Genomic DNA, 13208 nt, shown 5'->3' with positions numbered 1-13208 from the left:
GGGCGTGGTCAGCAGCGGCTCGGGCAGCCAGGGACCGACGTAGGTCTCCCGGCGGCGGCGATGCGTACGCATCCGGGTGAGCGCCTGCCGGGTGGCGATGCGCACCAGGTACGCGCGCCGGTTGTGCACCGTGTCCAGATCGACGTCCGCCCATTTCAGCCAGGTCTCCTGCAGGACGTCTTCGGTGTCGGTGATGGAGCCGAGCATCTCGTACGCGACGGTGAACAGCAGCTTGCGGTGGGCGACGAACGCCTCGGTGGCGGGGTCCCGGCGGGCGTCGTCGCTCACGCCCGCTCCGGATGCCGCGTCGTTGTCTGCCACCGGTGGCTCCTCATCTCGTCACTCTCGCATGTCACGCCCGCTGGACGCCGGGCGCCCCCGGGGACGAGACATCACATCACGGCGGGTCGACGGCGGCCGTGTTCTTATGGCGCACGTCACACGCCCGAGCCGTCACAAAGAGCGCGGCACCGGCACCTCGTGTACGAACCAGCGCGTCTCCCGCGCCCCCACGCGAGACACGCTCAACCCTCATCAGGAGACAGCTCATGAACCTCGCCCTGTGGATCTGCGCAGGCCTGCTGGCCGTGGTGGCCCTGACCGGCGGAATCAGCAAGACGTTCGTGCCCAGGGAGAAACTGGCCGCGGCCCCGGGCGGGGGATGGACCGAAGACACCCGCGCCGGCTTCGTCAAGGCCCTCGGCGCCCTCGAGATCCTGGCCGCGGTGGGCCTGATCCTGCCCGCCGTGGTCGACATCGCACCGGTCATGGTGCCGGTGACCGCTCTCTGCTGGATCCTGCTGATGATCGGCGCGATGATCACTCACGGCCGGCGCGGCGAGTTCCAGTTCGTGATCTTGAACTTGGCCTATCTCCTGCTTGCGGCGTTCATCGCGTGGGGCCGCTTCGGCCCCGGCTCCTTCACCGGCTGAACGCCCGTCAGCCCGGCCCGCCGACCTTCGCGTCAGAGGTCGACGGAGAGGCGGGACGACAGCGCGCGGGAGACGCAACAGTACATGCGGCCGGGCGGTGCGCCGATGTCGTCGCGATGCTCCGGCTCCCCGTCGACGACGGCGATCTCGCAACTGCCGCAGACCCCTTCGCGGCAGCCGGACGGTATCGGATACCCCGCGTGGTGCAACGCGTCCAGCACGGACTCTTCCGCGCCGACCTGTACGCGTTGTCCTGATCGGACGCAGTGCACCTCGAACGGCCGGTCGGGCGCGAACTCCTTGACCGTCGGCCGGAAACGCTCGAGGTGCAGCCGCTGCCCGGAGAACACCGCCTCGGCCGCGTCGAGCATCGACGCGGGACCACAGCAGTACACCAGCGCGCGAGGGCTCAACTCGGCCGCCAGCGGGGCCAGGTCCGGCCTGCCGTTCTCCTCGGTGGCGTAGACGCGCACCCGATCGCCGTAGCCGGTCCGGAGCTCGTCGGCGAACGGCATGGTGGCCACCGTCCTGCCCACGTACACCAAGGTCGCGGAGGCTCCCGCCGCGACCGCCGCGGCCAGCATCGGCACGATGGGGGTGATGCCGATCCCCCCGGCGAGGAACAGGTATTCCGGCGCGGGCAGCAGGGGAAAGTTGTTGCGAGGTCTCGAGACGTCGAGCGTGCGGCCCGTTCGCAGGAACAGGTGGACGTACTCCGAGCCGCCCCGGCTGAGCCGGTCGTGCCGGACGACGACACGGTAGCGGTCGCGATCGGCCGGGCTCCCGCACAGGGAGTACTGCCGGATCAGCCAGTTGGGCAGTGCCAGGTCGACGTGCGCGCCCGGTTCCCAGGGGGCCAGCGGGCCCTCGGCGCCGCGCAGGATGAGCGAGACGACGCCCTCGGCGATCGGCTCCGCCTGTTCGAGAACCGTTCGTTGCATGACCGGTTGCATGACCGACCGCCTCAGTACAGCTGCCGGTAGCCGGCTTCGAGCATCTTCTCCAGCATCGCCGGATCGACGTCGAGCCCCATCTGGTCGGCGGAGATCTCGCCCACGGACGGTATCTCCTCGGCCAGAGCCCGACTCGCGGGATCCCACAGCCGGGACCGGATCAGCGCGCGTCCGCAGTGGAAGAAGATCTCCGCCACCTCCACGACGAGTGCCAGCTCCGCCTCCTTGCCCTCGGTCCGCATCCGGGCGAGCACGTCCGGCTCGTCGGTGGGATACGCGTGACCGTTGACACGCAACACCTCCCGTACCCCGGGGATGACGAACATCAGCCCGATCCCGTCGTTCTCGGCGAGATTGCGGAACGAGTCGGCGAGTTTGTTGCCCGGCCGGTCGGGAATCGCGAGCGTGCGCTCGTCGAGCACCTTGACGAATCCCGGGTAGTCGCCGCGCGGTGAGCAGTCGGGCAGGCCGGTCGCATCCGACGTGGCCATCGCCAGGAACGGGGAATGGGCGATGAAGCGGCGGAAATGCCGGTCGACGCGGTCGTGGACCTTGGCCTTGATCATGGCCTCGGGCTCCCCGAGCCGGGCGCGGACCTCCGCGAAGGAAACTCGGCGTGGGCGAGTCTCGCTGACGATATTCCTGCTGGTCATGGCACAATTATGAGCAATCATTCGGTTTGTGCGCTACTCGCTTTCGCGCCGGTTCGCAGGGGGTGTCATGACGTCGGAGCAGCGCCGGCTTCAGCCACGTAAACAGCCGCGCCAGGTCCGGGCCGAGCTGACCCGGCAGCGCATCCTCACCGCCGCTGCTCACATTTTCGCCGAGTACGGCTACGCCGCGGGCACCACGAACCGGATCGCCGAGCGGGCGCGGGTCTCGATCGGCTCGCTGTATCAGTACTATCCGAACAAGGACGCCATCCTGGCCGAGCTGCTGACCCGCCACCTCGACGGCGACAGGTCCGCCGCGACACTTCGTCGGCACAAAGATCTGCCGGAGCCGCTCGAGGACGTCATCCGGCTGTTCGTGCGCGTGGTGATCGAGAACCATCTCGACGACCCGCAGCTGCTGCGGATCATGATCGAGCAGGCGCCCCGCTCCGGCGAGTTGCTGGAGAGGGTCACCCGGCAGGAGTGGGAGATGATCGGTGACCTGCGGGATCTGTTCGAGCGCCACCCGGAGGTCCGGGTCCGGGACAAGGACACGGCCGCCCGGCTCGTGGCGTCCACCGTGGAGCTGGCCGTGCACCAGCTCGTCGCCGCGCCCGGCTCCATCGACACCACCCGGTTGGAGAACGAGCTCGTGGCGATGATCACCGGCTACCTCCGTACGAGCCGGTGAACTAGCGACGGCGTTCCAGGTGGACGACGGTGCTGGCGTACTCGCCTCGGGGCAGGTCCAGCGGCAGGCCGTGATGGGTCAGTACGCCCGCGTCGTACTCCGCGCCGGTGCTCGTGTCGCGGTAGCGGGCGGTCCGCGGCAGGCCGGCCAGTGGCAGCGGCGGCACGCCGAAGCCCATCCGCGGTGTCTCGCGGAAGGCGAACACCACGACGTCGCGGTCGGCGAACTGCAGCGCGCACAGCCCCTCGGCGTCCGGCGGGCGCAGCCGGTACAGCCGGCCGTGCTGCACGAGCGGGCGGATCCGCTTGTACAGCGCGACGAGTGAGGCCGCCTCGCGGCGCTCGTCGTCGGACCAGGCGGCCAGGTCGCCGCCCAGCCCGAGCACGCCGGTCATCGCCACGTGGAAGCGGAACGCGAGCGGCGTCCGGCGCCCGGTGACGGTGTTCGGGCTGTCGGTCACCCACGCCTCCAGCACGCCGGGCGGGTAGAGCTGGGTGAAGCCGTGCTGGATGCGGAGCCGGTCGGCGGCGTCGGTGTTGTCCGAGGCCCAGACCTGGTCGGTCCGCGCGAGCATGGCCAGGTCGAGCCGGCCTCCGCCGCCGCTGCACGACTCGATGCGCAGGTCCGGCCAGGCGTCGCGCAGCCGGTCCATGACCAGGTGGACGCCGCGCGTGTGCTCGATCCACAGCCGGTCCGGGTCCGCCGCCCCCGGCTCGCCGGCCTCGCTGAACGTCCGGTTCATGTCCCACTTGAGGAACACGGCGCCGGTGTCGCGTACGAGCCGGTGCAGCCACTCGCCCGCCCACGCGCGCACGTCGTCGCGGCCGAAGTTGAGCACGAGCTGGTTCCGCAGCTCGGTACGGGCGCGGTGCGGCTGGTGCAGCACCCGGTCGGGGTGCGCCCGGTACAGGTCGCTGTCGGGGTTGACCATCTCCGGCTCGACCCAGATCCCGAACCCCATGCCGAGCGAGCGCACGTGCTCGGCCAGCGGCGCGAACCCGTCGGGGAACAGCTCGGCGTTGACCCGCCAGTCGCCGAGGCCGGCCCGGTCGTCCCGGTACGGCCGGAACCAGCCGTCGTCCACGACGAACAGCTCCGCGCCCAGCTCGGCCGCCCGGGTGGCCAGCGCCGACTGCCGGGCGACGTCGATGTCGAAGAACGTCGCCTCCCAGGAGTTGTACAGGACCGGGCGCGTCTCCTCCGGGCGCGGCAGGACGTGCCGCCGTACGTGGGCGTGCCAGGCGCGGCTCGCGGCGCCGAACCCGCCGGTGGTGAACATCCCGGCGCTGACCGGGGTCTCCAGCCGCTCGCCGGGCGCGAGCCGCCAGGAGATCCCGTCGTGCCCGAACCCGGTGGAGACCGACAGCCGCCGAAGCGGCGTGCGCTGCACGGTCATGCGCCACGAGCCGCTCCACGCGAGCGCGACGCTCCACACCTCCCCGTGCGACTCGCCGGCCGTGCCGTCGTCGGTCATGACCCAGGGGTTGGCGTGGTGGCTGGTGATGCCCCGGCGGCTGGTGAAGACCGTCTCGCCGGCCGCCGCGACCTCTCGCCGCAGCCGGGTCTCGGCGCCCCACATGCCCGTGACGTGGGACAGCCGGTAGTCGTCGCGGTGCGGCAGCACCCAGGAGGCCGCGTCGAACCGCAGCACCTCGATCGGTTCGGCGTCGCCGAGGTTGGTCAGCGACGCCGAGCGTTCGATCACGTCGGTCCCCGGCCGCAGGCGGTAGCGCAGGGCCACCTCCAGCGGGTAGTGCCGGTCGCGCAGCCGGATGGTCAGCCCGTCGTCGGCGGCCTCGTCGCCGACGGGTTCGAGGTCGAGGCCGCGCGCGCCGTCGGCGAACCGGACCTGCAACGAGGGCACGCCGTACCGCACGCCGCCGTCCCAGGCGTACTCCTCGGTGCCGTCGTAGCGGGCCTCGAAGCTGGTGCTGCCCCGCTGCCGGGCCCCGGACTCGGCCCGCACCGGCAGGGCGGCGGCCTCCGCGTCGGTGAGGGCGGCGCCCCAGTGGACGTGCGCCAGGCGTCCGTCGGTGAGCCGCAGGGCGTACGTGGTGTTCGGCGTGTGCAGGATCCACGTCGCGGTGTCCGCGTCGAAGCCGGTCCCCGTGGGCCGGAGTGCCGTCACTGCCCCTCCTGGTCGATCGCGTACGAGCACAGGTCGCCCGTGGCCAGGCCGAGCCCGGGTGCACCGTTTCTCCATGAAAAGACGTTCCATGTCAAGGTTCGAAGTCTTGACATGGAATGACATTCCACACGACGCTGAGCGCCCCGGACCCGGCCCACAGGAGGTCGTTCATGGTTCAGCGCGATGGGCGGGCGGCCGTGCGGCGGCGTGTCGCACCGGTCGTCCTGGTGACGGTCATGCTCGGGACGTTCGTGGCGTACCGGCCGTCCACGGCGGGCGGTCAGACGCCTCCCGGCACCGACCCCGGCAAGACCGCGACGCCGGTGCCGAACGCCGGCTTCGACGCCGGCGACCGCGCCGGCCATCCGATCGGCTGGTCCGTCGAGGGCGACGAGGCCGGCGCGAACATCGTCAACCTGTCCGCGTACCGCACGGCCGGGCTCGGCTCCCTGGAGGTCGACGACCGGGGTGACGCGGTCACCGTCTCCAGCGACCGGATCGTCGCGGCCGCGGGCCGGGAGTACCGGCTGTCCGCCAAGGTCAAGGGCAAGAGCGGCAAGCCGGCCGCGCTCTCGCTCGACTTCACCGGCTTCGACGGCACGGACCTGGGCGACCACGTCGCCGCCCCGGAGCCGGGCACGGACTGGCGGACCGTCACCGTCTCCGGCGTCGCGCCGGCCGGCACGGCGAACGTGACCGTGCGCATCGCCGCCGGGGACGAGGGCGTCTCGTACTGGGACGAGGTGAACCTCGCCGAGGCGCCGCAGGCGTACGACCCGGACCTCGGCTCGGCGCGGGAGCTCTTCCTCGACGACTACCGGATCGCCTCGTCCAAGGACGTCGGCCGGGTCGTGCACCCGGCGAAGAAGCTGCCCGAGCCCGTCATCCGGCCCGACCATCCCTGGGAGTCGTCGGCCTACACCTACGGCTCGGTGTTCAAGATCGGAGGTGTCTACCGGCTCTGGTACGACTGCAACAACGACGTCGCGCCCGGCTACTACCTGTGTTACGCCGAGAGTCGCGACGGCAGGAAGTGGACCAAACCGCTGGGCCGGGGGAGCGTCGGCTACAAGGACATCCCGGCGTCCAGGACCAACATCGTCATCGCCGGCGGCGGCACCGTCGCGTACAACCCGGACGCGGCGCCGGACCGCCGCTTCGCGCTGATGCAGTTCCACAGCGGCGTCGTCGGCCAGACACTCGGCTACTACGTGTACTTCTCCAAGGACGGTTACCACTGGACCCCGGGCGAGGACGGGCCCGCGCTGCTCGACGGCGACGTCTCGCAGGTGACCTGGGACCCGCGCACGAAGCGGTACATCGCCACCATCAAGAAGCGGATGTTCACCTCGCGCACGCCCGGCATCTACGACCGTGCGGCGTTCGTCTCGACCAGCACGGACTTCCTCACCTGGAGCACGCCGCGGCTCGCGGTGGCCGGCGACTACGCCGACGACGGCGCGGCCGAGGCGCTGAACGGGCTGGAGGGGCAGATCTACGGCATGCCGGTGCTGCCGTACGAGAGCACCTACATCGGCATCCCCTGGGTCTTCCTGACCACCGACTACACCACCGGATCCCAGTCGTCGGCCGGCGCCGGACCGGTGCTGCCGCAGGTCGCCTCCTCGCGTGACCTGACCGACTGGAGCCGTCCCGTGCGCGACCCCGTCCTGCGGCCCGGCGACCCCGGGGCCTGGGACGACGGCGCGCTCTACACCTCCTCCAACGCGCTGGTGACCGACAAGACGATCACCATGTACTACGGCGCGTTCAACGCCGGGCACGGCGGTCAGGACCAGACCGTGCCCGACCCCGACCCCTACGTCGGCCAGACCGGCATGGCGACGTGGCGGCGCGACGGCTTCGTCTCGCTGACCAACGCCTCCACGCCGGGCACCGGCGAGCCGGGCGAGCTCACCACCAAGCCGGTCGTCTTCCACGGCGACGCGCTCAAGGTGAACGCCGTCGTGCACTCTCGCGGCTCGCTCACCGTCGAGGTGCTCGACGCCGCGACCGGCACCCCCATCCCCGGCTACACCGAGGGTGACGCGTCGCCGGTCACGGGCGACCGGTACGCGGCGACGGTGCGTTGGAAGGGCGGCCGGACGCTCGCGTCGCTGTCCGGCCGGCAGGTGCGGTTCCGGTTCCATCTGACCGGAACGGACCTGTACTCCTACTGGGTGCCGTCGGCCTGACCGGAGGGGAAACCCTCTGATCGGCCACGATGCCCCCTTGACGTGGGGGACTCCGCACCCTCATTGTGTACGTGAAATTTCGTTCCATGTCGGCGCGGATCCCCCGGTTCCCCCATGACCAGACCGACTTTGCGAGGTTGCGATGGCAAGACGGTTCAGATACGGCGCCTTCGGCGTCACCGTTCTCGCGGCCGTGTCGGCCGCCGCTTGCACCGGTCCGGCGTCGGACTCCGGCACCGGCGGCGCGTCCGGTAAGAGCGCCCTCAACGTCTACCTCTATCAGGAACCGGCCGGGATCTTCAGTCCGCTGGCCCCCTCCAGCGGCCCGGACAACCAGGTGATGTCCTTCCTCGACGAGGGACTGCTGGCCGTCGACCCGAACTACCGGCTCCAGCCGCAGCTCGCCAAGAGCTACGACGTCTCCCGCGACGCCAGGACCTTCACCTTCCACCTGCGCCCGGGGCTCAAGTGGAGCGACGGGAAGCCGTTCACCTCCCAGGACGTGCTGTTCAGCTACCGGCTGCTGGCCGACCCGAAGAGCACCAGCGCCACGGCGGGCAGCTATGCCGCCGTCGCGGGCGTCGGCGACTTCGTGTCCGGCAAGGCCAAGACCATCTCCGGCTTCAGCGCGCCGGACGACGACACCTTCGTCATCAAGGCGGCCAAGCCCGACATCGGGTTGCTCGCCCAGATCGGCACCGCGTACGTCATGCCCGAGCACATCCTCGGCGACGTGCCGGTCGCCCAGGTCGCCAAGAACGCCTACTTCCGCGCGCCGACGGCGACGCTCGGGCCGTACCGGTTCGTGGACTACAAGACCAACCAGTACGTCCATGTCACCGCCAATCCGGGATACCCCTCGCCGGCGAAGATCAAGGACGTCTACCTCAAGCCGATGACCTCGGACGTGGCGACCGCCCAGCTCGGCAACGGGGGCATGGACATCGCGTCGTTCTCCCCGGCCGACCTCAAGACCGTGCAGGGCTTCAACGACGTCGACGTCCAGGAGAAGCCCGGTGCCGGGTTCGTCCGCATCGCGCTCAACCAGACCAAGTCCTACTTCAAGGACGTCCGCGTGCGCCAGGCGTTCCTGTACGCCATCGACCGCAAGGCGCTCGTCGACAAGGTGCTCGGCGGCAAGGCCACCGTGCAGAACTCCGACTTCTTCGCCGGCAACACCCCGGCCGGGATCAACGAGTACGGCTACGACCCGCAGAAGGCCAAGTCGCTGCTCGCCGCGGCCGGCTGGGACCCGAACCGCACGGTCGAACTGCAGTGGGTGCCCGGCCAGCGCGACCGCGACGCGACCACCACGATCGTGCAGAGCCAGCTCGCCGCGGTCGGCGTGAAGGTCAAGCTCAAGCAGGTCCAGGCCGCGCAGATCTCGCCGACCTACGACAAGAAGTCCTACGACATGACGCTCTACGGCGGCGGCAACTACGCGGTCGACTCCTGGAACGTCAACGTGATCACCGCCTGCGACCAGCAGTACCCCAAGGGCGGCAACATCGTCTGGTTCTGCGACAAGAAGCTGGACGAGCAGATGACCAAGGCCAACGGCACCGCCGACGCCACGCGGCGCAAGGCGCTGTACGACCAGGCCGTACTGGAGGAGAACTCCCAGGCCGACCTGATGTGGCTCTACGACCCGACGGGTCTGTGGGCGGTGAACAAGCGGATCAAGGGATTCCAGGCGCCCGGCTCGCAGGACAGCGCCTTCTGGAACCCGGCCGGCTGGTCCCTGTGACACCGGTGCCGATCCCGGCCGGCCGCGCGCCGATGACGTCGCGCGGCCTGGCCGTACACCCGAGGGGAGGACGATGGGCGCCTACATCATTCGTCGCCTGCTGATCAACATCCTGGTCTTCTTCCTCATCACCGTCGTGATCTTCTGGCTGGTGCACAAGGCGCCCGGCGACCCGATCGCGATGATGGTGCCGCCGGACCAGCTGAACGCCGGCAGCGCGGCCTTCATCGCCGCCAAGCGGCACGAGCTGGGCCTGGACCAGCCGCTGGTCGTGCAGTACTGGCACTGGCTGACCGACGCCCTCCACGGCGACTTCGGGTACTCCCTGGTCAACGGCCGGTCGGTGACCTCGCTGCTGGGCGAGCGGTTCGGCCCGACGATCGAGCTGATGGGCACCGGCCTGCTGCTGTCGCTGGTGATCGCCTTCCCGCTGGGCATCGTCGCCGCGCTGCGGCGCAACAGCAAGGTCGACTACGCCGCCACCGTGGTCAGCCTCGGCTCGGTGTCGGTCCCCGCGTTCTTCCTGGCGCTGATCGCCATCTACCTCTTCACGGTGAAGTTCCCGGTCCTGCCGTCGTCGGGCATCTCCGACCCGAGCGCCCCGAGCCTGGTCGACTCCCTCCGGCACCTGGTGTTGCCGGCGCTGATCCTGGGATTCGCGAATTCCGGGCCGTACATGCGGTACGTCCGCAGCAGCATGATCACCGAGCTGGGCGCCGACTACGTACGCACCGCCGAGGCCAAGGGCGCGACGCGGAGCCGGGTCGTGGTGCGGCACACACTGCGCAACTCCCTGATCCCGGTGCTCACCTACGTCGCCGCGAACCTGCCGCAGCAGCTCGCCGGCGCGGTCGTCATCGAGCAGGTCTTCGCCTGGCCGGGCATGGGGCAGCTCGCGGTCAGTTCGGTCGGCCGGCACGACTACTCGGTGATCATCGGATTCGCCTTGGTCATCGCGGTGCTGGTGCTGATCTCCAGCCTGCTCGCCGACGTCCTGTACACGCTGGTCGACCCGAGGGTGAGGCTCGGATGAGCGCGATCGAGCTGGAGGCGCCGGCGGCCGAGGCCGCGGGCCGGCCGCTGGGCCGGCGGGCGCCGCGCCGGCACGCGCGGTCACCGACCCGATCCAGTCCTCGGGGTGGTACGGGTCGGCCGGCGCGGCGTCGCCGCGAAGCCGCTCGATGCGGCCCGCGCCCCGGTAGAACGAACGCGGCATGTTGGCGGAGAGCATGAGAGGTCGCACGGGCCCATCCTCCTACGCCCCTCGGGGACGGGGATACTGGCGCCGTGACGGATGACGGTGACGAGCCGCTCGCCGGTGGCCGGATGACGCGGGGCGTCCTGCGCCGTGGCGGGCGGGTGCTGCGTCCCCTGGGCCCGTGGTCGGAGGCGGTCCACGAGTACCTCCGTCATCTGGAGAGCGTGGGCTTCCCCGGCGCTCCCCGCGTCCTCGGCGTCGAGGGGGACCGCGAGGTCCTGACCTACCTGGACGGCGAGGTGGCCGCCGATCCCGCCTGGCAGCCGGGCCGCGGGCATCGCCTCCCCGCGCACGCCCGCGGCGACGAGGCGCTCATCGGCGCCGGACGGCTCATCCGCGACCTCCACGAGGCGTCGCGGGGGTTCCGCCCGCGACGTACCGCCTACCGGTTCCACCCGTGCCCGCCTCGCCCCGGCCAGATCATCTCCCATGGCGACCTCGGCCCCTGGAACACGGTCTACCGCGACGGGCTGCCGGCGGCGTTCATCGACTTCGACGGCGCCGGGCCGGTCGATCCCGTGGACGAGCTGGCCGCGGCCGCGTGGGCCTTCGTGCCCCTGACGCCCGATCGGCGCCTGCGCGAGGCCGGATTCGACCCGCTCCCCGACCTGCCACGCCGGCTGCGCCTGTTCGTGGACGCCTACGGGCCGCCCGACGGCCCCGCCGTCTTGCCCGCCCTGCGACGCAGCGTTCTGGCCGGCGCGGAGCGCATCGCCACCTGGCCGCTGTCCGCGGCCGACACGGCCGCGTCCCTGGAGTACCTGGCGGGCGAGCTCCGCTGGCTCCACGCCGTGACCCCCGCCCTCGAACGCGCCCTCGGCGGGCCGGGCACCGGCGCGTGAGTTCGGCGTGTCGCATGACGATCAAGGTTGGCCCAGCATTCCCTACCCGTTTCCCCGGCTGCCGCGCGTCGTTGCCGGGCGCTTGAGAGCACTGTCTCGCCCCACCGAGTCGATTTCTGAGGCAGGCTGCCATGACCGGCATCAACCGGCGAAGATTCATGCAACTGGCGGGCGGCACCGCCGCGGCGTCCGCCCTCTCGACGAGCATCGCCCACGCCGCCGAGATCCCCGCCAACCGCCGCACCGGCACGCTGCACGACGTCGAGCACATCGTCGTGCTGATGCAGGAGAACCGCTCCTTCGACCACTACTTCGGCACGCTCCGCGGCGTACGCGGGTTCGGCGACCCGCACCCGGTGACCCTGCCGAGCGGCAGGCCGGTCTGGTACCAGTCCGACGGGACGCGGGACGTCCTGCCCTTCCACCCGGAGGTCGACGACCTCGGCATGGTGTTCCTGCAGGACCTGGACCACAGCTGGAACGGCGGGCACGCCGCGCTGAACCAGGGTCGCTACGACCGGTGGATCCCGGCCAAGACCGCCACGACGATGGCGTACTTCACGCGCGAGGACATCCCGTTCCACTACGCGCTCGCGGACGCGTTCACGATCTGCGACGCCTACCACTGCTCGCTGCTCGGGCCGACCGACCCGAACCGCTACTACCTGTGGAGCGGGTACACCGGCAACGACGGCAGGGGCGGCGGCCCGGTCCTGGGCAACGACGAGCTGGGCTACTCCTGGACGACCTATCCCGAACGGCTTGAGCAGGCCGGGATCTCCTGGAAGATCTACCAGGACGCGGGCGAGGGCCTGGACGCCACCGGCTCGTGGGGCTGGACCCAGGACGCCTACATCGGCAACTACGGCGACAACTCGCTGCTCTACTTCGACCAGTACCGCGGCGCGAAGCCGGGCGACCCGCTGTACGACAAGGCCCGCACCGGCACGAACGCCAAGGGCGGCCAGGACTTCTTCGCGCCCCTCAAGGCCGACGTGACGGGCGGGCGGCTCCCGCAGGTCTCCTGGATCGTCGCGCCCGAGGCGTTCACCGAGCATCCGAACTGGCCCGCCAACTACGGGGCCTGGTACGTGTCGCGGATCCTCGACACGCTGACCGCGGACCCCGACGTGTGGAGCCGCACCGCCCTGTTCATCTGCTACGACGAGAATGACGGCTTCTTCGACCACGTCGTGCCGCCGTACGCGCCCGGGGACCGGGCCCGCTCGACCGTGGACCTCACCGGGGAGCTGTACCGGCCGCCGGCCGGGGACGGGAACGCCGCCGGGCCGTACGGCCTGGGCCAGCGGGTGCCGATGTTCGTCGTGTCGCCGTGGAGCACGGGCGGCTGGGTCGACTCCGAGGTGTTCGACCACACTTCGATCATCCGGTTCATGGAGCGGCGCTTCGGCGTGCGCGAGCCCAACATCTCGCCCTGGCGGCGGGCGGTGTGCGGCGACCTGACCTCGGCGTTCGACTTCGGGCGTACCGCCACGCGGGTGCCCCGGCTCCCCGACACCAGCCGCTACACGCCGCCGGACCGCGACCGGCACGACGACTACGTGCCCGAACTCCCGGCGAAGCCGGCGCTGCCGCGGCAGGAGTCCGGCTCGCGTCCCGCCCGGCCGCTGCCGTACGACCTGTCCGCCGACGGCCGGGTCACCTCCGGCGGCCTGCGGATCGACTTCGCCAGCCGCGGCACGGCCGGGGCGAGCTTCCACGTGACGTCGGCGACGCACGCGGACGGGCCGTGGACGTTCACCGTCGAGGCGGGCCGGCGCCTGTCCGGTGAGTGGACGCCGGGCGCCT

The 13208-nt window shown here is 70.9% G+C and carries 11 protein-coding genes; 7 read left to right on the top strand and 4 right to left on the bottom strand.

Features of this window, described 5'->3' with window-relative positions:
- On the bottom strand, positions 1-321 hold a 321-nt coding region (locus tag ACFFNX_RS25705), incomplete at its 3' end, for a sigma factor (RefSeq protein WP_378207364.1).
- 227 nt (positions 322-548) lie between these two features.
- On the opposite strand from ACFFNX_RS25705, the gene ACFFNX_RS25700 reads away from it, so the two are divergent.
- Positions 549-932, top strand: a complete 384-nt coding sequence (locus ACFFNX_RS25700) for a DoxX family protein (protein ID WP_378207361.1) — start codon at positions 549-551, stop codon at positions 930-932.
- 32 nt (positions 933-964) lie between these two features.
- Here ACFFNX_RS25700 and ACFFNX_RS25695 read toward each other — a convergent pair whose 3' ends face one another.
- Together ACFFNX_RS25695 and ACFFNX_RS25690 are read right to left on the bottom strand one after the other, a co-directional pair.
- Positions 965-1873: a PDR/VanB family oxidoreductase gene (locus tag ACFFNX_RS25695; protein ID WP_378207358.1), complete on the bottom strand. Its 909-nt coding sequence runs from the start codon at positions 1871-1873 to the stop codon at positions 965-967.
- A 23-nt stretch (positions 1874-1896) separates the two neighbouring features.
- A complete protein-coding gene (locus ACFFNX_RS25690; RefSeq protein WP_378207355.1) occupies positions 1897-2538 on the bottom strand; it encodes an MSMEG_1061 family FMN-dependent PPOX-type flavoprotein in 642 nt (213 codons plus the stop codon).
- 67 nt (positions 2539-2605) lie between these two features.
- On the opposite strand from ACFFNX_RS25690, the gene ACFFNX_RS25685 reads away from it, so the two are divergent.
- Positions 2606-3229 (top strand): TetR/AcrR family transcriptional regulator, encoded by a 624-nt coding sequence (locus tag ACFFNX_RS25685; protein ID WP_378207352.1) that lies wholly within the window; start codon positions 2606-2608, stop codon positions 3227-3229.
- 1 nt (position 3230) lies between these two features.
- Here ACFFNX_RS25685 and ACFFNX_RS25680 read toward each other — a convergent pair whose 3' ends face one another.
- Positions 3231-5357, bottom strand: a complete 2127-nt coding sequence (locus ACFFNX_RS25680; RefSeq protein WP_378207349.1) for an alpha-galactosidase — start codon at positions 5355-5357, stop codon at positions 3231-3233.
- Between the two features lie 170 nt (positions 5358-5527).
- On the opposite strand from ACFFNX_RS25680, the gene ACFFNX_RS25675 reads away from it, so the two are divergent.
- From ACFFNX_RS25675 to ACFFNX_RS25655, 5 genes are all read left to right on the top strand, one after another.
- Complete coding sequence (locus tag ACFFNX_RS25675; protein ID WP_378207346.1) at positions 5528-7552, top strand: hypothetical protein; 2025 nt, start codon at positions 5528-5530, stop codon at positions 7550-7552.
- A 142-nt stretch (positions 7553-7694) separates the two neighbouring features.
- Positions 7695-9299, top strand: a complete 1605-nt coding sequence (locus tag ACFFNX_RS25670) for an ABC transporter substrate-binding protein (RefSeq protein ID WP_378207343.1) — start codon at positions 7695-7697, stop codon at positions 9297-9299.
- Positions 9300-9372: 73 nt separating this feature from the next.
- A complete protein-coding gene (locus tag ACFFNX_RS25665; protein ID WP_378207340.1) occupies positions 9373-10332 on the top strand; it encodes an ABC transporter permease in 960 nt (319 codons plus the stop codon).
- 254 nt (positions 10333-10586) lie between these two features.
- On the top strand, positions 10587-11399 hold the full coding sequence (locus tag ACFFNX_RS25660; protein WP_378207336.1) for a phosphotransferase: 813 nt from the start codon (positions 10587-10589) through the stop codon (positions 11397-11399).
- A gap of 131 nt (positions 11400-11530) precedes the next feature.
- A partial coding sequence (locus ACFFNX_RS25655; RefSeq protein ID WP_378207333.1) for a phosphocholine-specific phospholipase C occupies positions 11531-13208 on the top strand: 1678 nt, incomplete at its 3' end.

The organism is Actinoallomurus acaciae, assembly GCF_042429965.1.
Taxonomy (GTDB): Bacteria; Actinomycetota; Actinomycetes; order Streptosporangiales; family Streptosporangiaceae; genus Actinoallomurus; species Actinoallomurus acaciae.
This window is presented reverse-complemented; position numbering and strand designations above follow the sequence as displayed.

Bases quoted from the DNA above. Each gene is read 5' to 3' on its own strand.
- ACFFNX_RS25700 (WP_378207361.1), top strand. From the start codon at position 549: ATGAACCTCGCCCTGTGGATCTGCGCAGGCCTGCTGGCCGTGGTGGCC.
- ACFFNX_RS25665 (WP_378207340.1), top strand. From the start codon at position 9,373: ATGGGCGCCTACATCATTCGTCGCCTGCTGATCAACATCCTGGTCTTC.
- ACFFNX_RS25695 (WP_378207358.1), bottom strand. From the start codon at position 1,873: ATGCAACGAACGGTTCTCGAACAGGCGGAGCCGATCGCCGAGGGCGTC.
- ACFFNX_RS25675 (WP_378207346.1), top strand. From the start codon at position 5,528: ATGGTTCAGCGCGATGGGCGGGCGGCCGTGCGGCGGCGTGTCGCACCG.
- ACFFNX_RS25690 (WP_378207355.1), bottom strand. From the start codon at position 2,538: ATGACCAGCAGGAATATCGTCAGCGAGACTCGCCCACGCCGAGTTTCC.
- ACFFNX_RS25685 (WP_378207352.1), top strand. From the start codon at position 2,606: ATGACGTCGGAGCAGCGCCGGCTTCAGCCACGTAAACAGCCGCGCCAG.
- ACFFNX_RS25670 (WP_378207343.1), top strand. From the start codon at position 7,695: ATGGCAAGACGGTTCAGATACGGCGCCTTCGGCGTCACCGTTCTCGCG.